General features: G+C 57.9%; 21 protein-coding genes. 14 read left to right on the top strand and 7 right to left on the bottom strand.

What is annotated here, in order from left to right:
- Window positions 1–40: 40 nt before the first annotated feature.
- From IEX36_RS14125 to trmFO, 6 genes are all read left to right on the top strand, one after another.
- A complete protein-coding gene (locus tag IEX36_RS14125) occupies window positions 41–715 on the top strand; it encodes a hypothetical protein (RefSeq protein ID WP_229669026.1) in 675 nt (224 codons plus the stop codon).
- A 237-nt stretch (window positions 716–952) separates the two neighbouring features.
- Window positions 953–1,450: a GNAT family N-acetyltransferase gene (locus IEX36_RS14130; RefSeq protein WP_188760201.1), complete on the top strand. Its 498-nt coding sequence runs from the start codon at window positions 953–955 to the stop codon at window positions 1,448–1,450.
- A gap of 218 nt (window positions 1,451–1,668) precedes the next feature.
- Window positions 1,669–2,643: an IS1595 family transposase gene (locus IEX36_RS14135; RefSeq protein WP_188760202.1), complete on the top strand. Its 975-nt coding sequence runs from the start codon at window positions 1,669–1,671 to the stop codon at window positions 2,641–2,643.
- Between the two features lie 322 nt (window positions 2,644–2,965).
- Complete coding sequence (locus IEX36_RS14140; protein WP_188760203.1) at window positions 2,966–4,078, top strand: AAA family ATPase; 1,113 nt, start codon at window positions 2,966–2,968, stop codon at window positions 4,076–4,078.
- Window positions 4,079–4,126: 48 nt separating this feature from the next.
- Window positions 4,127–4,795, top strand: a complete 669-nt coding sequence (locus IEX36_RS14145) for a DUF3226 domain-containing protein (RefSeq protein WP_308422323.1) — start codon at window positions 4,127–4,129, stop codon at window positions 4,793–4,795.
- Window positions 4,796–4,850: 55 nt separating this feature from the next.
- Complete coding sequence (gene trmFO / locus IEX36_RS14150; RefSeq protein ID WP_188760205.1) at window positions 4,851–6,287, top strand: methylenetetrahydrofolate--tRNA-(uracil(54)-C(5))-methyltransferase (FADH(2)-oxidizing) TrmFO; 1,437 nt, start codon at window positions 4,851–4,853, stop codon at window positions 6,285–6,287.
- On the opposite strand, the gene egtD is transcribed toward trmFO, so the two are convergent.
- The 6 genes from egtD to IEX36_RS14180 form a co-directional block, all read right to left on the bottom strand.
- Window positions 6,284–7,312: an L-histidine N(alpha)-methyltransferase gene (gene egtD, locus IEX36_RS14155; RefSeq protein ID WP_229669027.1), complete on the bottom strand. Its 1,029-nt coding sequence runs from the start codon at window positions 7,310–7,312 to the stop codon at window positions 6,284–6,286. The genes trmFO and egtD overlap by 4 nt on opposite strands.
- Window positions 7,313–7,500: 188 nt before the next feature.
- Window positions 7,501–8,010: a hypothetical protein gene (locus IEX36_RS14160; RefSeq protein WP_188760357.1), complete on the bottom strand. Its 510-nt coding sequence runs from the start codon at window positions 8,008–8,010 to the stop codon at window positions 7,501–7,503.
- 183 nt (window positions 8,011–8,193) lie between these two features.
- On the bottom strand, window positions 8,194–9,519 hold the full coding sequence (egtB, locus tag IEX36_RS14165; protein WP_188760206.1) for an ergothioneine biosynthesis protein EgtB: 1,326 nt from the start codon (window positions 9,517–9,519) through the stop codon (window positions 8,194–8,196).
- A 97-nt stretch (window positions 9,520–9,616) separates the two neighbouring features.
- Window positions 9,617–10,081, bottom strand: coding sequence for a DUF1440 domain-containing protein (locus IEX36_RS14170; RefSeq protein WP_188760207.1), 465 nt, complete (start codon window positions 10,079–10,081; stop codon window positions 9,617–9,619).
- Window positions 10,082–10,086: 5 nt separating this feature from the next.
- The gene (locus IEX36_RS14175; protein ID WP_229669028.1) at window positions 10,087–10,626 is read right to left on the bottom strand and encodes a hypothetical protein; all 540 of its coding nucleotides are present in this window, start codon (window positions 10,624–10,626) and stop codon (window positions 10,087–10,089) included.
- Window positions 10,627–10,689: 63 nt separating this feature from the next.
- Entirely contained in the window at window positions 10,690–11,472 is a 783-nt protein-coding gene (locus IEX36_RS14180) for an enoyl-CoA hydratase/isomerase family protein (RefSeq protein ID WP_188760209.1), read from the bottom strand.
- A gap of 63 nt (window positions 11,473–11,535) precedes the next feature.
- Here IEX36_RS14180 and ribH point away from each other — a divergent pair, with 63 nt between their 5' ends.
- The 4 genes from ribH to IEX36_RS14200 all read left to right on the top strand — a co-directional run bounded on the left by ribH (window position 11,536) and on the right by IEX36_RS14200 (window position 16,604).
- Window positions 11,536–12,432 (top strand): 6,7-dimethyl-8-ribityllumazine synthase, encoded by an 897-nt coding sequence (ribH, locus tag IEX36_RS14185; RefSeq protein ID WP_188760210.1) that lies wholly within the window; start codon window positions 11,536–11,538, stop codon window positions 12,430–12,432.
- The gene (gene nusB / locus IEX36_RS14190) at window positions 12,433–12,855 is read left to right on the top strand and encodes a transcription antitermination factor NusB (protein ID WP_188760211.1); all 423 of its coding nucleotides are present in this window, start codon (window positions 12,433–12,435) and stop codon (window positions 12,853–12,855) included.
- Window positions 12,856–12,901: 46 nt separating this feature from the next.
- Complete coding sequence (gene polA, locus IEX36_RS14195) at window positions 12,902–15,742, top strand: DNA polymerase I (RefSeq protein WP_188760212.1); 2,841 nt, start codon at window positions 12,902–12,904, stop codon at window positions 15,740–15,742.
- Window positions 15,743–15,884: 142 nt separating this feature from the next.
- Window positions 15,885–16,604: a tetratricopeptide repeat protein gene (locus IEX36_RS14200; RefSeq protein ID WP_188760213.1), complete on the top strand. Its 720-nt coding sequence runs from the start codon at window positions 15,885–15,887 to the stop codon at window positions 16,602–16,604.
- A 15-nt stretch (window positions 16,605–16,619) separates the two neighbouring features.
- On the opposite strand, the gene IEX36_RS14205 is transcribed toward IEX36_RS14200, so the two are convergent.
- On the bottom strand, window positions 16,620–17,825 hold the full coding sequence (locus IEX36_RS14205) for an ion channel (RefSeq protein ID WP_188760214.1): 1,206 nt from the start codon (window positions 17,823–17,825) through the stop codon (window positions 16,620–16,622).
- 287 nt (window positions 17,826–18,112) lie between these two features.
- Here IEX36_RS14205 and IEX36_RS14210 point away from each other — a divergent pair, with 287 nt between their 5' ends.
- The 4 genes from IEX36_RS14210 to glmM are packed head-to-tail and all read left to right on the top strand — an operon-like array spanning window position 18,113 to window position 21,666.
- Entirely contained in the window at window positions 18,113–18,484 is a 372-nt protein-coding gene (locus tag IEX36_RS14210; protein WP_188760215.1) for a response regulator, read from the top strand.
- A gap of 16 nt (window positions 18,485–18,500) precedes the next feature.
- On the top strand, window positions 18,501–18,725 hold the full coding sequence (locus IEX36_RS14215) for a DUF2905 domain-containing protein (protein ID WP_188760216.1): 225 nt from the start codon (window positions 18,501–18,503) through the stop codon (window positions 18,723–18,725).
- 32 nt (window positions 18,726–18,757) lie between these two features.
- Window positions 18,758–20,329 (top strand): exodeoxyribonuclease VII large subunit, encoded by a 1,572-nt coding sequence (gene xseA, locus IEX36_RS14220; protein ID WP_188760217.1) that lies wholly within the window; start codon window positions 18,758–18,760, stop codon window positions 20,327–20,329.
- The gene (glmM, locus tag IEX36_RS14225) at window positions 20,326–21,666 is read left to right on the top strand and encodes a phosphoglucosamine mutase (protein ID WP_188760218.1); all 1,341 of its coding nucleotides are present in this window, start codon (window positions 20,326–20,328) and stop codon (window positions 21,664–21,666) included. Before xseA ends, glmM begins: the two co-directional genes overlap by 4 nt.

Raw genomic sequence — 21,666 nt, forward strand, 5'->3', positions numbered from 1 at the left:
TTTGCCTCAACCGTCAGCCAAGATGATAATCAACCTGACCATGAAGTCCCAGAAATCCCACTCACTCCGCACCATCCCGCTCCTCGCCGCAGCTCTCGCGCTCAGTGCCACCGCTGCCCACGCCCGCGAAAAGAAGGCCCCGCCCGTCAAGCCTGCTAACCAGTATGCCGCCTTCGACCAGCACCCCAACGAAAAGCTCACCATCGCCGCCGAGCCCTGCACCGACCCCAAAGACTGCGACTTCTTCCGCCTTCCCTACATCGAGCACGGCTTCATCCCCATCCGCATCGTCTTCACCAACGACGGCGACACCGCCCTCACCCTCGACGACGTCCGCATCCAGCTCATCACCTCCGACAACACCGTCGTCCCTGCTGCAACCGACGACGACCTCAACCGCCGTCTCTTCACCACCGGCGGCGTCCGCGGCACACCGGTCCCGCTGCCCGCGCCCTTGCCGCCCATCCACATCCACCGCCAGCAGGTGGACAAGAAGATCACCCAGGACGACGACGACTTCGGCTTCTCCGGCACCGTCGTCAACGCCCACTCGACCCTCGCCGGCTATCTCTTCTACGACGTCCGCGGCCTCGACGCCCCACCCCTCAAAGACGCCTCCATCTACGTCAAAGAGATCTGGACCATGGACCGCAAAAAAGAGCTCTTCTCCTACACCATCCCCCTCAACAAATGGCTCGCCACCCAACCGCATTAAAACAGTTGCTGGTTGTCGTTGCTATTGTCGCTGTCGTTGTTGTTTTTTGCATTTCCATTCCGCAGCGTAGCGGAGGAAACTGCTGTTTGCTTACCCTGACACAAACGCTCGGGTGCCCCATTCATGCGCGGCCTCATCGCGCATGGGTGGGAATGAATACATGCGAACCGTTCAATTGGTTATTTAGCAACGCATAATCTGTCGAGATAATCTAAAACCAGCCACCAACCAACCAAAATGCTCACCATTAGAACCGCAGTCCCCGCCGACGTCCCCCAGATCCTCGCCTTCATTCGCGCCCTGGCCACCTATGAGCGCGAGCCCGACGCGGTCCACGCCACCGAAGCCGACCTTCTCCGCGACGGCTTCGGAGAGACCCCGCAGTTCTACTGCCTCATCGCCGAACTCCAGCAAGCCTGCCACACGATCCCGGTCGGCTTTGCCTTGTACTTTCACAACTACTCCACTTGGCGAGGCCACCCCGGCATCCACATCGAAGACCTCTTTGTCCTGCCCGAGCATCGCGGCAAAGGCATCGGCAAAGCACTGCTCACCCGCGTAGCTGCCATCGCCCACGCCGAAGGCTGCACACGCCTGCAATGGGACGTCCTCGAATGGAATACCCCCGCCATCGGCTTCTACGAGCAGCTAGGCGCAAAGATGCTGATGGACTGGCGCACCATGCGCGTCACCGGCGAAGCCATCCCCGTCCTTGCGGCCCAATCAAACTCTTGACACCCCCGATATAATAAAACTAGGGGGCAAGACCACAGATCACCGCAGAACCGCAAGATTAAGTCTTGTGAATGGAAGGCTTTGCAGCTTTAATCCCTGCAAAACAGGACTTTTCATGAAACTATTGTCCATATCGCGCAACAAGTCGTTATTTTTGAATACTTTGGTACGGCATAAATATACTTGACACACCATGACTATTTGTTTAGTATTAGTTAATGGCAATCCAAGACATCCCGAACAGCCTGATTGAAGTCATCCGGTACTTTTCGGATGTTGATGTCTGCATTGAGTTTATCGCTTCTTTGCGGTGGCTCGATGGTACTGTTTGCCCTCACTGCGAGAGCAAGAATGTCGGCTTTCTCAAGACCCGTCGCATCTGGAAGTGCCGCGCTTGCCGCAAGCAGTTCTCTGTGAAGACCGGAACCATCTTTGAAGAGTCTCCAATCAAGCTCGACAAGTGGCTCATGGCGATCTGGCTGGTAGTGAACTGCAAGAACGGCATCAGCAGCTACGAGATTGCACGTGATCTGAAGGTCACACAGAAGTCGGCTTGGTTCATGCTGCATCGTATCCGTCTCGCTCTCAAAAACGGCTCATGGGAGAAGCTGGGCGGCAGCGGTGGCCCTGTAGAAGTGGATGAGACTTTCATCGGTGGCAAGCCAAAGAACATGCACGCTGACAAGCGGCTCAAGATGAAGACTGCGCTTCATGGCTATGCAGAGAAGGCCATCGTGGTTGGGATGCTCGACCGTGAATCGCGCCAAGTCCGCGCAGAGGTCATTTCTAGCGTGAAGCGCGAGACTCTGCAAAAGAAGATTCTGGAGCGCGTCGGGTTCGGCTCTACCGTCTATACCGATGGATGGCCCGGATACGACGGCCTCAAGGCTGAGAAGTACATCCATGAGACCGTAAACCATATGGAAGAGTATGTGCGCGGCAACGTCCATACTCAGGGAATCGAGAACTTCTGGAGCTTGCTCAAGCGTGGATTGAACGGAACCTACGTTGCTGTAGAGCCGTTCCATCTTGACGCCTATTTGGATGAGCAGATGTTCCGCTTCAACAATCGCGGCACACGCGAGAACCCGCTAAACGACGGTGATCGTTTCATGCTGGCGGTATCGCAGATTTCAGGGAAGAGACTGACTTATGCAGAACTGACCGGCAAGGTGCCAGCCACGCAATCCTAAGAGTGTTTTGAGACTGCGGAACGGAGCTTTGCGGATGCGGCAGAATCGAGGGAAGCGCCCTTAGAGAGCCGCTTTCCGCTTTCTTTGTGGGCTTCGATTCTCGTTCTCATTTCATCCTTAGACACCTTGAGAACATCGCGCACGGCGGCCGTGAAATTAGCGAACTCAGGCGTGGCAGGGGGCGTCTTCATAGGGCATATAATACTGCGAAGGCCCCTTCCGCAGTTAGCGGGGAATTGGATCTAACGAATCGCCCCGGTTATCCTTGCCGGGAGAGTGGGGCGCATCATTCGCAATCCTCTACAGAATAGAGGATACGCTATTGATCGCCCTAAATCAAGATTCTGTTGACGTTTCAGATGCCGCCACAGAGAATGGTCGATACCTCATGATCGAATCATTTGCGATTAAGAACTTTCGATGCTTCAAGGATATAAACACAACGCTGAAGCGTTTTAATGTTGTGGTGGGCGAAAGCGGTAGTGGGAAGACTTCTCTTCTTGAGGCTTTGTTTCTTCTGGGCGGTTCCAGTCCGGAGATATATTTCCGTCTGCGCAACTGGAGAGGATTTAGCAATCAAGTCACATTGGTTGGCACGAGGGAATCGTACGAATCTCTATTCCGCGATTTGTTCTATGACTTCGATCAAAAGCAGGGCGCGGTCATCAACTCCTACGACTCCGCAGCTGGCACTCGACAACTAGACATCCTTTTCAAGAAAAAGGATGAATACTCGCTTGATCTGAACCTTGAGGAAGGACACGCATTTCTGATCTCTCCGATTTTGTTCAAATGGACAGTGCGCGGGAAAGTTTACGATTCTCTTCTTGAGTTCAAAGAAGGAAAGTTTACCGTTTCAGGGGTGGCCCCTGTAGCACCACTGGTCTACCTGAATTCTAATAATTTCAGTACCCACCAAAATACGGCTTCACTTTCAGCTCTGAATCGCAAATTCCAAGCTGGTGATTTAGTAAATGCGATTAATAGTATTTTCCCTCAAGTGACGGACCTTAGTTTGGAGTTGGTTGGGGGGGAGACGGCTATACACGTTTCTACAAACCTAAGCCAGATGCTTCCGCTTGGGGACTTGTCGGGTGGAGTCAACAAATTCATTAGCATTGCCCTTGCGATTCTTGCTAATCCTGGGGGAGCGGTTATCGTTGACGAGTTTGAGAGCGGATTCTATTACAAAAATATGTCAGCTATCTGGTCGGCACTAGTTAAACTGTGCATTGATGCAGATGTCCAGCTGATCGTTACCACTCACAGTTACGAATTCTTAAAAACGGTAGCTTCTTCATTGAGTGACGAGTCTTTAGTGAAGCAGATGCAGTTTATGCGGCTAGAAAAGGATGAGGAAGGTGGTCAGTTCATCAAAAAGATCACTCCGAATGCCTTTGCTTCCGCGATGGACTACGAGATCGAAGTGCGCTAGTCGCGTTGGAGATGCGCTATTCCTAAGTTAGTGATCGGTCCGTCAGTCGTGCTCGGAGAGGGTACTCGCGATAAGAAGTTCCTTGAAGAACTTTGCGCGGCGCGAGGCATCGCTGGACATGTTATGAGCGAAGTCGAGAGTAATGCTAATTTTGGCAAGTATATTCAGGCCATCTCGGCACAGACAAATTTCCTCCATACCTGCAAAGCGATTCTCATAGTGAGCGATAGCGATGAATCGCAGCCCGATTCTTTCAAGTTCATCAAGAAGCAGCTGAACGATATTGGATATCCTTCGCCAGCATACCCATTAGAAATTGCCAAGAAGAAGGATATGCCATCGGTGGCAGTCGTCATGCTTCCCTATCCTGTAGTCAACGGGATTACAGAAGGCTGTTTGGAAACTGTACTAATCCCAGCGATGGAATCCGCAAATTGCGCACAGGCGGCATGTGTAGACCAGATGCTAGCGTGTGTAAATGTTGCTGCGTGGCCCAAGAAGAGTTCTAGGGACAAAGCAAAGGTGCGTTGTCTCATTTCCGCTGTCTGGAGTGACGACCCTATGAAGGGACTTCAGTGGTGTTATGGCTCAAACATGGGACTAATACCTTTGGGGCATGCGGCATTCGACGGCCTTGCCGATATCCTCAGCAATTTCCCTGCTTGGGCTGCGTCAGATCTCAAAACATGGGCCGAATGGAAGGCCAAAAACCCCTGATTGGTGTGTCAGGTATGTTTATGCCTTTGGTACTTAAGTAGGGGGAGGGGGCGGGGTGGAACTCAAGCGAATCCGGGTCATCGGCGGCGGCCTCGCCGGCCCCGAAGCCGCCCTCCAGGCCGCCCGCTTCGGCTGCCCGGTCGATCTCTTCGAGATGCGCCCCACTCGCTCCACCGAAGCCCACCAGACCGCCGACTTCGCCGAACTCGTCTGCTCCAACTCCCTCAAGTCCGAATCCGAAAACACCGCTCCCTGGCTCCTCAAGCAGGAGATGCGCCTCGCTGGCAGCATCCTCCTCGCCGAAGCCGACGCCTCCGCCGTCCCCGCTGGCCATGCCCTCGCGGTAGACCGGGTGGAATTTTCCAGAAGAGTCGCCGCCCGCATCGCCGCCGAGCCCCGCATCACCGTCCACCGCGAAGAGATTACCCATCTCGACGAGTCTGACACCGAAACCATCACCATCCTCGCCACCGGCCCGCTCACCAGCCCCGCACTGGCCACCGAACTCCAGCGTCTCACCGACTCCACTCACCTCGCCTTCTACGACTCCATCAGCCCCATCGTCGACGCCACCACCATCGACATGGAGAAGGTCTACTTCGCCGCCCGCTGGGACAAGGGCACCGCCGACTACATCAACTGCCCCTTCACCAAAGAAGAGTACGAAGCCTTCCTCGAGGCCCTCACTGCCGCCGAAACCGTCCCCGCCAAAGAGTGGGAGCAAATTCCCACGGAGAGTGATGGAAAAGAGTTGTCATCCTTCCGCGTAGCGGGAGGACCTGCTTCTCCCCGCCAGCCAGAAACGCCCGCTTACTTCGAAGGCTGCCTCCCCATCGAAGAGACCGCGCGCCGAGGCCCGGACACGCTCCGCTTCGGCCCCATGAAGCCCGCAGGCCTTACCAACCCAAAGACCGGCAAGTGGCCCTACGCCGTCGTCCAGCTCCGTCAGGAGAACCTACGCGCTGACAGCTACAACCTCGTCGGCTTCCAGAACCACCTCAAGTTTGGCGAGCAGCAGCGCGTCCTGCGCCTGATCCCCGGCCTCGAAAACGCGACCTTCCTCCGCTACGGACAGATCCACCGCAACACCTACATCAACGCCCCCACGCTGCTCACCGATACGCTCCAGCTCAAACAACACCCGAACATCCTCATCGCAGGGCAACTCAGCGGCGTCGAAGGCTACACCGAATCTATTGCAAGTGGCATGCTCGCCGGACGCTACGCTGCAGCCCTCGCACAAGGCGAGCGACCCACACCTGCACCACGCGCCAGCGCCAACGGCAGTCTCACCCACTACATCACCCACGCCGAAAGCAAAAGATTTCAGCCCGCCAACATCACCTTCGACCTGCTCCTGCCGCTCGAAGAAGAGCTGCGCAAGAAGATTCGCGACAAAAAAGAGCGCCATAGGATCCAATGTGACCGTGCGCTCGAAGCCTGGAAAACGTGGCTCGATCAAACTGTCCCGTGTGCAGCCGGTGCCAGCTAAACAGCCGACGCAAGCGTAACCGCAAACAGTTTTGCATCATCGTTCCACGTATGCGTCGCTCTGAAGCCAGTATCACTCAGTAGCGACTCCACCGCCTCCGGCGTGAATTTGTAACTGTTCTCGGTATGAATCGTCTCGCCGCGAGCAAATGTCAGAATCATCGCATCTCCCGCGCTGTTCGCCGGAACATGGACTCGCTGCGCGCACAAAGACTCAAGGTGCATCTCGATCCGCGACTCCCGCGCATTCCAGATGGCCTTGTGACGGAAAGCCGACAGATCGAAGTCAGCGTCCAGCTCTCGATTGAGCCGCTCCAGCACGTTGCGATTGAAAGCAGCAGTCACGCCAGCCGCATCGTTGTAAGCAGCAAGCATTGCAGTGACATCCTTCACCAGGTCCGCACCGAGCAGGAACTGGTCACCCGGAAGGAGCTGAGCCCGTAGATTCTGCAGCAGAGCAAGTGCTTCATTTGGAGTGAAGTTACCGATGCTCGACCCAATGTAAAGCGCCAACGTACGCGTATTGGGCAAGCGGTTCTCAGGCAGAGGCTCGCGTGTATAGTCCGCGACCTGACAGCGCACGGAGACACCAGGAACACGACCCAGAATGTTCTTCCTCGCGCTCTCCAGTGCTGTAGCCGAGACATCGACCGGCTGATATACAACGCTGCCTTGCAACCGCACAGCAGCCTCCAGCATGATCCTGGTCTTCGCAGCCGAGCCGGCACCTGGCTCAATCAGGGTGAGCGTCTGGCGAGGTTCTCCAGCCGCAACGCGGACGATCTCATCAGCATGCGCAGTGAAAATAGCCCGCTCGGTGCGGGTCAGGTAATACTCTGGCAGTGCTGTGATCTGTTCGAAGAGCTGCGATCCGGCCTCGTCGTAGAAAAGCCAGGGTGAGAGAGTCTTTGGAGTTGAAGTCAGCCCAACCCGAGTTTCGTCTGCGACCGCCTCACTGGCAGTAGCGACGGGAAGAGGCTCGAGAACCAGGGCGGATGTTTCAGGAGTCGCAGAGTAGAGTGGCACTGTTCAAGTCCTTCCCGACTGCTGTATTTGCTGATCTTGTGTCCTGACAGCTCTCCGGATTGGATGCCAATTGCGGATAAGAAGTTACAGCGAAGAACATCCTGCTGACATAACGCTGTCAGTAGCGTATCTCACACGCTAAAGAGGCCGCCCATCGGCGGCCTCTTTAGCGATGAAATTTCTGGCGATCAGCGATGAGTTGCGGCCACCGTTCCCACAAGGTCGACGACATCCGAGATGATGCGTGTCGTCGGGTTATAGGCTACGACGTAGCCACCGTAGTAGCCATAGGCATAACCCGGCGGCGGCGGAGCCATCCCTGCATAGTAAGCCGGCGGGACTGCCTGTATGGCGTATGTGGGTGGGATGTAGTACCCGGCGTAGAAGTGCGGACGCCCATGCGGATAGCGGCGCCAGTGGTCGGCGTCGCGAGAGTAGTAGCGCTCGAAATGGTCGCGGTCCCCACCGTGAAAGTGGAAATCTTCGCCGTGCTTCTCGCGGCCGTAGGCATGTCCGCGCCCGTTGTCGTAGTGGTCGTGGCCATGGTTGTCGTTGCCGTGACCGTGGCCATTGCCCTGGTCATGATAGCCGTCGTCGTGTCCATGCCCGTGTCCGTGATCGTCGTCCTGGCCATGCGCGACTGCCAGACCAACGGCCGTGGCCAGCATGGGAACAAGTGCCCATCTGGCGAATTTCATAACTGTGCGGCTGATTCTCATTGGAGCTCCTTCTCGAAAAGCTGGAATTGGATGATGAAATGCGACTCATTGAGCGGTCTTTGCCGCTTCTTCCAAACCAAGGCTAATCAGAGGTAGCTCAGAGAGCGTATGCCCGAGTCTTCCTTGGGCAGTATAGCCCACGCTTAAAGATGTCCCACCTTGCTAAACAGTTGGCTTTGAATCCTGCGCCAGCCGCAAACCACTGAACTGCCAGCGCGTGGCCGGCGTGAAGAAGTTGCGATATGTTGCGCGTATGTGTGTCGCCGGAGTCACACACGAGCCGCCGCGCAGCACCATCTGCGACGACATGAACTTCCCGTTGTACTCACCCAGGGCACCGGGGAGTGGTTTGTATCCGGGATAGCCAGTGTATGGACTTGCCGTCCACTCCCACGCATCGCCAAAGATCTGCTGCAGGCCCTCTGCAGGAGTCGCAGGCATGGGATGTAGCTTTCCGTTCTCAAGAAAATTATTGCTCTTGTTGTTCAAAGACGATGCAGCGGCGGCGTGCTCCCACTCGAACTCGGTTGGCAGGCGCTGTCCCGCCCAACGCGCGAAAGCATCGGCCTCAAAGAGACTGATGTGACACACAGGCGTCTCGCTCAACTCTTCAAGCGGTATGAAGCCATGCAGCGTGTATATGCGCCAGCCAGATTCAGTTGCATCATCTCGATGCCAGTAAAGCGGCGCTTGCCAGCTCTCAGCGCGCATCACTGCCCATCCTTCCGAAAGCCAGAGTTCAGGCCTGCCGTAGCCGTTCTGCTCGATAAAGGCCAGGTATTCCGCACACGTGACGAGCCGCGTGGCCAGACGGAAGGGCTGCAAATAGATGCGATGGCGTGGAGTCTCGTTATCAAACGCAAATGCTTCCGTGCGGACATCAGCCGGATTAGGTGTAATGCCTATCTCAACAAGTCCGCCAGCAAAATCCATCCATTCGAGCGGAGGTGCAATCACATCAGCCGAGTTCTGCCCGTCAGTCTGCGCAAGATATGCCGGATGCAGCGGGTTGGTAAACAGGGCATGCTTGATGTCGGTTGCAATTAGCTCCTGGTGCTGCTGTTCATGCGAGAGGCCAAGCACAATACGGCGTGCGGCTTCATCGGCTACCGGCTGAGCGAGCAAACCCGCAATCGCCACATCGACGTGCTCCCGGTACGCAAGAATAGCGTCCAGCGGAGGACGCGAAAACGACGCGCGCAGTTTCTTCTCCGGCATCTCGCCAAGCGAGTTGTAGTAGCTGTTGAAGAGCCAGCGAAAGTCAGGATGGAATGGTTGGTAGTGTCTGTCGAATTCTGCCAGGACAAAAGTCTCGAAGAACCAGCTTGTATGTGCCAGATGCCATTTGGAGGGGCTTGCTTCAGGACACGACTGCACCATCAGGTCCTCAGGCGATAGCGGACGACACAGATCAAGCGTCGCTTGGCGGACATTCTTGTACTGCGCAAGCAGGTATGCGGTAGAGGCTTGATCCGAGTATGCAGGCATGGTCTTTCCAGAGTGCCGGACTGTAAAGCGAACGATTCGTTGGATGCTTCAGGGACAGCGTTCGTTGCTGAAATCTGACTAAGTATTCGTCGGAGGGTTAGTCCAGAATGCGCCGCACCATGCGCCGCACTGTTTCCGTCGCCACGCCAAAGACAACATGCAGAGTGATCTGGCGGGCGCGTTCGCGTGGAGTCTCGGTCATTGGAGTTGCTGCTAGCCCAAGCGCTGCCAATGATCCGTCCTGCTTGAGCGAGGCCAACGCCATGCCAAACCCAGCGCCCTCTTTAGCAGTAGCCTGCGGGTAGAACTCCGCGACTGCGCCATAAGCAGCGCCAGCAAGCGCGCCTTCGGCCCAGAGCGCCTTCGAGTTATGGGTCTGCACTGGCAGAACGAGTACGTTGTGGGTTCGTGTTACGGCAGGAGCAGTCTGGGGTTCCGCTGCGCTGCCTGTAATCGATGGGTAGAACTTCTCAGCCATGGACTTCACCGCAACTGCAGCAAGTCCACCGATCAATCCTGCCAGCAGTCCTTTAGCTAACGATTTGGAGGGCTTTTTGCTCATAGGGTTTAGTTGCGGCCTGTGTCAGTCCAGTCGTAAGCGACGATGCCCAGATCGTTTAGCGTTTTCTCCACGGTCTCGATGTTGCGCCGCACCTGTGGTTGGTCCGCAGCTGGTACTTGGTGTGCCTCTTCTACTGCGATGACTCGCCCATAAGGCCAGGCGCTTTGCGGAATTGCATTCAGCGCAGTCGCAAGGTCGCTGACGCGTACATTCAGGTCTTGGCGGCGCGCACCTGCCGGCCGCAACATGCCACCCAGCCCCATCGTGCTGGTATTGGCATCAGCCAGCATCACATGTAGCGTCACCATCTCGCCCTGCACGGTGACGTAAGGATTCTCCCAAGCCGAAAGGCTCTTCACTGCCATATAGAGAGACTTCGACGGCGGTGGAATCTCATCCAACTGCTGCCGTGAAGCATCGGCGATCTGCTGTTGCTCTGCAGCAATTGCGCGCTGCTCGACTGCGCTTGGAGGAGCAGCATGCTGGCAGCCGGCAAGAACGAACGACGCAACAAGAGCAGGGAAGAAGACAAGGTGTTTACGCACAGTCTCCAGCATACCAAGCCGCAATGGGCGAAAAAAGCCCCCAAAGACGACGAATGCAGAACCTCAACGCCCCGTCCAGACGGCGGAACGTTTTTCAAGAAATGCCGTTGTGCCTTCAGCTTTATCCGCAGTACCGCACAAACGCCCGAAGATCTCAGCCTCCGTCTCGATAGCGGCTTCAAGCCCCAGATTGCAGCCGCGTTCGACGGCTTCCACGCATCCCGCAATTGCCAGTGGAGCCATGCCGGCGATGGCCCGGGCCAGCTCCTGCCCACGCGCCGCCAGCCGGTCGGCGGGAATGACCTCATCGACCAGCCCAATCCGCAATGCCTCGGTTGCCGAAATCATCTCGCCGGTCAACAGCATCTTCAGTGCTGCAGACCGACCTACCAGCCGAGGCAGACGCTGCGACCCGCCGTAGCCGGGAATCAGCCCAAGCTTCACCTCGGGCTGGCCCAGTCGGGCAGTCTCGCTGGCCAGGCGCATCGTACAGGCCAGCGCAAGCTCGCACCCTCCGCCGAGTGCGAAGCCGTTGACCAGCGCGATCACTGGCTTACCGCACGTCTCGATCAAACGAAAGACGCCCTGTCCGCGCCGTGCCTTTTCGGTTCCCGTAATGGCATTGGTAGCGGCAAGCTCGTTGATGTCCGCCCCGGCAGCAAAAGCCTTCTCGCCCGAGCCCGTCAGCAGAATCACGCGAACAGACGCATCTTCCTTGAGCCTCAGAAATACTCGCTCCAGCTCATCGAAGACCTGACTGTTCAAAGCGTGCAGTACCTTCGGACGGTTCAGCGTGATAGTTGCGATCTGGTTCTCGACTTCGCACAGCAGCGTCTCGTAGCTCATCGGCGTCTTCTCCAACTCCACACAATACAGGCAAAGATACCTGAGACGGTACAATCGAACTCTATGATCAAGGCAATCACGCTGGTGAAGGCCATCAGCTCGCCAGAGACATTCGACCGTCTTAATAGCCTTTTTTTGTCGCTCGGCTTTGAGCCGGGCAAGGGCTGGAACGACGCCAACGGTCCAGGCCGTGGTACTTCGCTGCTGGCTCCGCTGGCGAACCTTGAGATGGTCACAGGTCGTCTTCCCGCCGTTCCGCCTCTGCTGATTGAAGTCACGAATCTCGACGCAATCCACACCGCAGTCGAGCGCTGGATGCTCAGCAGCTATCGCACCGAAGAGGTCGCTGCGCTGCTCACCAAACCCGAGTTGACGCACTGGAACTCACGCCTCTTCACCGTCCGGCTCGCCACAGGCGACACCGACGACCTGCTCCTCGGCTTCTGGCAGTCGGAGAACCCGTTGCACAACAAGCCTGTTGCTATCGAAGGCGGCCTCTCCGCAGAAGGCATGAAGTTCGCCGTCATCACCACGCGCTGGAACACCGTCATTACCGATCGCTTGTTGCAGGGTGCGCTTGACGGCCTTTATCGCAGCGGAGCAAAGAAGCCAGACGTCGAAATCGTTCGCGTGCCAGGAGCATGGGAAATTCCCTCTGCCGCCCGCACACTCGCCGAATCGAAGCGTTTCGATGCCATCGTCACGCTGGGTTGCCTGTTGCGCGGAGAAACCGCACACTACGAGGCCATCTACAACGAAGTTGCGCGCGGAATCGGCCAGTCGCAACAGGAGACAGGCATTCCCCATGCATTCGGGGTGCTAACCTGCGAGACCCTCGAACAGGCGCTAGACCGCGCCGGCCTGAAGGCAGGTAACAAGGGCTTTGAGGCAGCCATCGCAGCCATCGAAATGGTCTCCATTCAGCGCAAGATCAAAGCAGACGAGCGAGGAGCAAAGTAGATGGGAACTCGCCGCAAATCACGCGAACTTACCCTGCAAATGCTCTATCAAGGCGATCTCGGTAAGCAAACCCCAGACGAAGTGCGCAAGGTCTTCTGGTCCTCGACCACTGACGTCGACGCCGAGACGCGCGGCTTCGCCGAAGACCTCTATCGCGTAGCCACAACGCGCAAGGAAGAGATCGATCAGATCATCGAAGCACATGCGCAGAACTGGCGTATCGAGCGCATGCCCGCAGTAGATCGCAATCTCATGCGCGGAGCAGTCGCCGAGATGCTCGGCTTCCCCAATACACCAGCGGCCATCGTCATCAATGAGAGCCTAGAAGTAGCCCGCCGCTACGCCGCGCCCGAGTCCATCCATTTCCTTAATGGCGTGCTCGATGCCATCGCGCGCGACCTCATGAAGCAGCGCCTCGGCTAAACCTGATGCGGATGTTGGCCCGGAGCATCTAAACTGCTCAAGAGCCATGTCACCCACAAAGACGTCCGCCGACAACGCTGCCACAACTCTGGCTGCAACAGATAAGCCGCCCATCTACCTGCTCGACTCGATGGCGTTCATCTTTCGCGCCTATCACGCCATGCAGCGTCAGCGGCCCATGTCCACCCGCACCGGAATTCCCACCGCGGCGACGTATGTCTTCGTCAACATGATTAACAAGCTGCGCAAAGACTTCGCTCCGCAGTTTCTCGCCGCCGTCTACGATCTCTCCGGCCCCGTCTTCCGCGACGAGCGCGCCAAAGAGATGAAGGCGGTCAAAAAGTTCAACGTCAAGACGCAGCAGTTTGAAGAAGTTGATTATGCAGGCTACAAGGCCAACCGCACCGAGATGCCCGCCGACCTCGCGCAGCAGTTGCCTTACATTCGCCGCGCGCTCGAAGCCTTCCGCATCCCCATTCTCAGCTACGAAGGTTTCGAGGCCGACGACGTCATCGGCACACTCAGCTCAAAGCTCTCTGCCGAAGGCTACAAAGTCTTCGTCGTCTCCTCCGACAAAGACATGATGCAGCTTGTCAACGAGCGCGTTTCCATCCTGAACCCCGCGAAGGACAACCTCGTACTCGATTCTGCCGGCGTCGAGCAGACGCTTGGAGTTCCACCAGAGCGAGTCATCGATGTGATGGCGCTACGCGGCGACGCCATCGACAACATCCCCGGCGCGCCCGGCATCGGCGACAAAGGCTCCGTCGAACTGATCCAGCAGTTCGGTACCGTGGAAGACGCGCTCGACCGCGCTGCCGAGGTCAAACGCAAAAGCTACCGCGAGTCGCTCGAAAACAACCGCGAAAACATCCTGCTCTCGAAAGAACTGGTCACAATCCACACAGCAGTCCCCATCGACTTCTCCATCGACGAGATGCGCACGCGGCAGCCAGACACTGCTGCCTGCCGCGATCTCTTTTCCGAGCTCGAATTCACGACGCTGCTCAAAGAACTCGCACCCGCAACCGACCACACCGTCGCCACGTACAACCTCCAGCCCGCCGCTGCAGAGATCGCCGCACTGCTCGCAGAGGCCCGCACGATCGACGAAGCCACAGACAAGCCACGCGGACTCGCGCTGGCCATCATCGAAGATGCGCAAGCGGTAGCCGAAGAGGTCGCGTCCGGCGATGAAGAAGCGGAGCGGGAACCTCCGGCGGCCGAAAATCTTTCGCTCTTCGGCGCAGCGCCGCTGGAGCAACCTGCGGCGAAGGTATTGGCCGCGACCTTCAACTGCAAACTAGGCCTCGCCGCCAACGACAGCACTGCAATCGAGGTCTTACTCGACATACCAGGCGTTCGCGAAGCTTTGCTTGATCCAGCATTGCCAAAGGACGTACACGATCTCAAGGCAATCTATCGCGCGCTCGAACCTCACGGCGTCGCACTTGCAGGTGTCCGCGACGACGTGATGCTCCTGAGCTACCTTGTCAATCCAACGCATGGCTCGCACACCCTGGCCGACGTCACTGCACGCTTCACCAGCCGCGCACTCGCGCCAGTAGTGAAAGGTGAAGTCTCAAAGAACCTGCTGCCCGAAGCAGCCAACGCCATTCATCGCATCGCTCCAATTCTGCGTCGAGAAGCTGACGCCGCAAAGCTCGCCAGCGTCTACGACACCATCGACCTGCCGCTCGTCCCTGTGCTGCTCCGAATGGAGCAGGCCGGCGTCCGCATTGATGCGAGTGTCCTTAGCACCATGTCTACGAGGCTCGCGGTCGAGATCGACAACCTCGCCGAGCGCATCTACGCCGAATCCGGCAACCGCTTCAACATCAACTCACCCAAACAGCTTGGCGACGTGCTTTTCAACAAGATGCAACTGCCCAGGCCGGTCAAATACGGCAAGGGCAAAGTCGTCTCCACCGCGCAGGATGTGCTTGAAGAGCTCGCTGAAGCCCACATCGTTCCCGCGCTCGTCCTCGAATACCGCCAGCTCGCCAAACTCAAATCCACCTACCTCGACTCGCTGCCGCAGCTCGCCGACTCTGAAGGCCGCGTCCACACCACCTTCAACCAGGTAGGCGCCGTAACAGGCCGCCTCTCCAGCACGAACCCCAACCTGCAAAACATTCCCATCCGCACTGCCGTTGGCCGCGAGATTCGCGCCGCGTTCGTCGCCGCGCCCGGCAACCTGCTTATGTCTGCTGACTATTCGCAGATTGAACTGCGCCTCATGGCCCACTTTTCGCAAGACCCGCTGCTGCTCAACGCCTATCGCACCGGCCAGGACATCCACACCCTCACCGCCGCCGAAGTCTTCGGCGTCGATGCTGCCACGATGGACAAGGAGACGCGCAACCGCGCCAAGGCCGTGAACTTCGGCATCGTCTACGGCATCAGCCCGTTTGGCCTTGCTGCACAGCTCGGCATCGACCAGAAGACCGCGCGCGCCTACATCGAGACCTACTTCGAGCGCTACGCCGGCGTACGCCGCTTCATCGACGAGACGCTCGAAGCCGTCCGCCGCGACCAGTCCGTCCGCACGTACTTCGGCCGCGTCCGCCCTATCCCCGACATCCAATCGCGCAACCCGAACATGCGAGGCTTCGCGGAGCGCACCGCAATCAACACGCCCCTGCAGGGCACGGCAGCCGACCTCATCAAGCTGGCCATGCTCCGCATCGATCAGATCATCCGCGAGCGCAAACTCCGCTCACGCATGACTCTCCAGGTTCACGACGAGCTTCTCTTCGACGTGGTCCCCGAGGAGCGTGATGAGCTGGAAGAACTGGTCAAGCACGAGATGGAGCACGTCGCCAAGTTCGACGTTCCCATCGTCGCCGAGGTCGGCGTAGGCCAGAACTGGCGCGACATCAAGTGACCCCGAACCTCGCCCTGGAAACCGGCAGGTGAACTTCCGGCCCTCCCCTGATAGACTTAAAGACCTCGGGTCAAGCACACGCTGGACAACCCCTCCGCCAGACGGACAGGCCGAGTCGAGCCAGAAGGAAGAGCCAACACAAGTGGATCAACAGACCAAAGCAGCCCTTAAACGCGACCAGTTCATCGACACCACGCAGCACGGCCTCGAATGGGCCACCGAGCATCGCAGCGGCGTCATCGCCGGCAGCATCATCGCTGGCATTGTCATCCTCGTGGCGATCGTCTCCGGCTTCATCTACAGCAGCCGCTCCAGCGCAGCTACGGATCTCTTTGGCCAGGCCATGGCCGAGTACCAGACGCCGCTCGCCGACCCCGGCCAGCCCGTGCCCCCCGGTACCAAGACCTACTCCAGTGCCGCTGACCGCGCCAAAGCCGCCAACCAGATCTTCATGCAGGCAGCCGACAAGTACGGCATGATCCCCGAGGGCAGACTCGCGAAGTACTTCGGTGGCATCACCTACATGGAAGCGGGCGAAAACGACCTGGCCGAGACCACACTCAAGCAGGTCGCCGATAGCTGGGACAGCAACATCGCCGCCCTGGCCAAGTTCGCGCTAGCCGATCTCTATCGCCGTACCAACCGCGACCAGCAGGCCATCGATCTCTACAACGATCTCACGGCAAAGCCCACCAGCACTGTGCCCGCAGGCCTCGCGCAGCTTCAGTTGGCCGAGCTTTACACCGCTGAAGGCAAGCCGGACCAGGCCAAACGCATCTATGCCGAACTGAAGGACAAGGACGCCAAAGGTGCGGTAGGAGCGATCGCCGCCCAGAAGTTGAATCCATCGGCGCAACAATAAGTTCGTCTTGAAGAATCAGTGGCCGTGCTCATCTGCATGCAGAATCGCAGATGCAGCGCGGCCCTTTTCATTTCCTTCATTCAGCACTGTATCTGCCTCAGACCGTAGCTTTGTCAGCAAACTCCACTGATCTTTCTTACGCGGCTCCGCAACCCACACCGGCAGTGGCATTCGCAAATACGCAGCGAGCGCAAGCGCATGCGGCTCATACAGCGCGCGAATCGTGTGTAGGCGCCGTGCCGAAGCCGGATCGCCACACACACGCAGATGCACGCCTCCCAGTATGCCGCATAGTTGATTGAAGCCGGTCGCAGACATCCGTTCCTTCAATGTCTCCTGCTGCCAAAGTCCCTTCTGCTGAATCCCAAAGACTTGTCCCAGATCGATCAGCGCATGGCGCGCCATCACAAACGTCAGCTGAGCTTGGCGCGAGGGCGTTCCCTCGAGCACCGAAATCAGCAGCGCGCACGTGTCGAGTATCGCCACCAGCGCCGAAAGCCAGCTCTGGTTATCGTGCTGCGATCGGTAGTAGCACAGGATCGGGTACGAGATGTGCGATTCCAATATTTCTGCTGACCAGCGTTCCCACTCCGCCAGCAATAACTCCAGCGCCTGCTCACCGCCCGCAAAATCGTGCCGTCGCAGCAGCTCAGCCGCGGTTGGTGGCGAGCCTGCACGCGCATCGAGCAGCACAATGCTCACCTCGCGCCGCGAGAACGCCTGGTACAGCACTGGAAGATATCCAATAACCAACGCAACAAAGCCCAGGCCTACAACCGCTTCGCTGATCACCACCGCGCGCGACAGAGGTGTACGCGGCAGCACATCGCCTAATCCCAGCGTGCCCAGCGTCGTTCCGCTCACATACAGGTCGGAGCCAAAGCGCGTCCACGCAGGCGCTCCCGTGCCGACAATCGAGTCGGCAAACGGAGACCCCATTGCAAAGAAGAACAGTCCGAATCCAAGCACCAGCAGCAGGGCCCATACCAGCAATAGCAACAGCAGCGAGAGCGGTCCATAAACGCTATAGACCTGTTCGCGTCTTTTCGCGTTCTTCATACGTTCCGTGACTGCCGCCCACGGTGCCCATGTCGTATTCAGGAAGATATGGGTGATTTGGAAGCGTCCCGTAGGGCGCCGCGGCAGAATGATCGTCTGAAAGGCGTCAAGCGCGACGCTCAGGCAGCAAAGTAAGCCGGCGATGAGAGCAACGGCGTGCAAAGCGTAAGTTCTCCTTTAGGCGTATGGCCAGAATTGATAGCTTGGGTAAACCATAACAGAGCGCGGATTGCTCTTAGTCGACCGTCGTTTTGTCTGGTTTTTGTGTGAAATATTCCCTTTGTTCTGTACTTCTTTCCACTCTCGTTTTTGCGCGAATTAATTCACCTGAATCCTTCAAAAAATAGCCGTAAATTCATTCGACAACGGTGTATGATTCTGCCTATTCTGATGCTGTTGAGCGAGGCTTTTCGGCGTGTCCGGAAGCGAAGCGGCGAGGAGAGTTTGCCATGAGGCGAGTACTGGTTGTTGACGATGACCGCCTGGTTGCCGACACTCTTGCGCTTATATTTTCCAAGAGCGGTTTCGAGTCAAAGGCTGCTTACTCTGCCGACCATGCTCTCGAGCTCGCTCGCGAGATTGCCCCTAACTTGCTTTTGTGTGATGTGACGATGCCGGACCGCAACGGCCTCGAGTTGGCCAACGACATCGCGCATGAGTTTCCGGATTGCCGCATTATCATGCTTACCGCGTTCTACTCCAATCTGAAGAACGTGCGCGAACAAGCCACGAAGTCGTCGCGTCCGATGGGCATCCTCACCAAGCCGTGCCAGCCTTCAGACCTTCTGCGAGAGGCTACGGCAATGCTCGCCACAGCATAGCCATTACCATAGGCTCATGTCCGACCTGGGCCGCATTCTGATCATTTTCGGCATCATCCTTGTCGTCGCAGGGTTCGTTGTCATTGTGCTGGCGCGAATGCATCTTCCCCTCGGCCGTCTCCCGGGCGATCTCACATGGCACGGACGCGGCTGGTCTGTCTCGTTTCCCATCGTCACCTGCATTCTACTGAGCGTTATTGTCAGCTTGATCCTCTGGATTATCGGGCGCTTTCGCCCTTAAGCAGCGAGCGCACGCAATGTAGACTGGGCACTGTGGCCAAACGTGAAGACAATCCGCCTACACTGGCCAACCTACGGTCACGCCGCGGCAAAGCGAAGCCAGCCCAAAGCATCTCGGCGTCCAGCGAGCAGAGCCAGGCAAGCCTCTTCTCTGCAGAGATCGTCGAATCCCTAGAGCCAGTCGCAAAGCCAGCGCGAAATGATCGATCAGAAGCGATTGCGCCTGCTCCGGCAGATCCAGTAGCTCCCCTCACTGAGCGCCATATCTGGAGCGTGCGCGCTCTCGTTGCCAACATGCGCCAGTTGGTCGAAACCACCTTTACCGACCTATGGGTTGAAGGCGAAATCTCCAACTGCAGACCTGCGCCATCCGGCCATCTCTACTTCACGCTCAAGGATGGAGAATCCCAGCTCTCAGTTGTGTTGTTCCGCCGCCAGACTGTGCTTCTACGCTTCCGCCCCGCAGATGGCCTCGCTGTTCTCGTACGCGGCCGTATCTCGGTCTACGAAGGCCGCGGTCAATTACAACTCATCGCCGAGACGATGGAGCCGCGCGGAGCAGGCGCACTGCAGCTTGCGTTCGAACAGCTCAAAGCACGCCTGCTTGCCGAAGGACTCTTCGACGCCGAGCGCAAGCGCCCGCTGCCAGCATTCCCGCACCGCATCGGAGTCATCACATCACCCTCCGGGGCAGTCATCCGCGACATCGTCACCGTAGGACGCCGCCATCACGCACGTCTGAACCTGCTCGTCTATCCCGCTGCTATGCAGGGTGAAACATGTAGCGCGACAGTCGCCGCAGGGGTGCGCTGGTTCAATGCACACGCGTCGTTGGTCGACGTCATTGTCATCGCTCGCGGCGGTGGCTCGGCGGAAGATCTCGCCGGTTTCAACGACGAAACACTAGCCCGCACCATTGCAGCGTCGACAATTCCAGTAGTTTCCGCCATTGGCCACGAGACAGATTTCACCATCGCCGACTTTGTCGCCGATTTGCGCGCGCCTACTCCATCAGCTGCCGCAGAGCTCGTTACCGTCGCGCATCATCGTATCGAAGAGCGCATCGACTCACTCCTCGCACGTGTTCTTCGCGCTGGCCGCTTCCATCTCATGCATGCGCGACAGCGTTACGCAAAGCTGTCAGCCGATTCTGTCCTCATGCGTTTGCATGACGCCGTCGACCGCCGTGAGCAACGAATCGACGAGCTACGCATGCGTCTCGACTCTGCCTCGCGCCGTCACATGCAAGCCCCATCGCGACGCCTTGCCGTGCTTACTGAACGGCTTCGTCGCCAGAACATTTCGTTGCGCATCGCTATTGCTCATCGCCGTCTGGAAAAGGCGAGTAGTCACCTCAATCGTATCGCGACACAGGAATTTGCCATAAACCGCACGCGCATCGATCGTGCTACCACACGGCTTGAAGCTCTCTCGCCACTAGCAGTGCTTTCGCGTGGCTACGCTCTCATTTACGCTGAAGATGGCACTCTGTTGCGCTCAGCAGGAGACACCAACGCCGGACGCCAAGTCCACGCCCGCCTGGGCACAGGCTCGCTCGATGCCCGGGTCATGGCTACACATGTTATGGAGAAGACTGAACGATGAAGAAGCTCTTTGGTACCGACGGCATCCGTGGAATTGCTGGTGAATCCCCACTTGATGCACCAACTATCTATGCCATCGGTATCGCGCTCGCACATCATCTTGGCGCGTCACCACGTGTGCTGCTGGGCATGGATACTCGCGAATCTGGCAAGTGGATAGCGGCCACGCTCACCGCAGGTCTCACGGCAGGCGGAGCATCGGTCGAAAGCGCAGGCATCATCACTACGCCTGCCGTCGCGTATCTCACCTCGAAGCACGGATTCTCCGCAGGGGTAGTCATTTCGGCCTCGCATAATCCCTGGCTCGACAACGGCATCAAGGTCTTCGGTTCCGATGGCTACAAGCTCCCCGACGCCACCGAGATTGCCATCGAAGAAGAGATCTTTCGCCAGCTCGACGCAGTGCCGACCGCGGCGCTGCAACAGGCCACGCCTCCGCCCGTCAATGAGGCCGACCGTGAAGACTACATTCGTTTCCTGCTCGCAGCCGTGCCCGGACTCTCGCTCGACGGCAAGCGTATCGTCGTCGACTGCGCCAACGGCGCCGCCTCCAACGTTGCTCCACAACTCTTTGCCGGGCTAGGCGGAGAAGTCGCAATTACCCATGCCAGCCCCACAGGCCGCAACATCAACGAGAAATGCGGCGCTCTGCACCCCGACGTCGTCGCAGCTGAAGTCAAACGCTGCCAAGCCAGTCTTGGAATCACTTTTGATGGTGACGCCGACCGCGCACTCTTCAGCGATCATAACGGTAACGTTGTTAACGGAGATGCAGTCCTTCTCCTGGCCGCGCGCGACCTTCAGGCACAGGGGCTGCTCGCCAATTCCACCGTCGTCGCGACGACCATGTCTAACATGGGTCTTGAAGCCGCACTCAAGCGCAGCGGTATCCGCATGCTCCGCGCGAATGTAGGCGACAAGTACGTGCTCGAGCAGATGCTTGCTACTGGCGCAGCCCTGGGTGGTGAACAGTCGGGCCACATCATCTTCAATGGTCGTAGCACCACCGGCGACGGCCTGCTCACGGCGTTGCTTGTGCTCGACATGGTGCATCGCAGCGGCAAATCGCTGGCGGATCTCGTCAGCGATCTCAAGGTCTTCCCACAGGTCATCGTCAACGTGAAGGTGCGGGAAAAGAAGCCACTCGACACTATACCCACAGTCGTCGCAGCTATCGCTGCCGCAGAAAAAGAGCTGGCCGATTCAGGCCGCGTCGTTATCCGCTACTCAGGAACCGAAGCCCTCGCGCGCGTCATGATCGAAGCCGAATCGGAGCCGCTCATGCGCCATCATGCCGACTCCATCGCCAACGCCATTCGCTCCGAACTTGGAGCTTGA

Source organism: Edaphobacter acidisoli (assembly GCF_014642855.1).
Taxonomy (GTDB): Bacteria; Acidobacteriota; Terriglobia; order Terriglobales; family Acidobacteriaceae; genus Edaphobacter; species Edaphobacter acidisoli.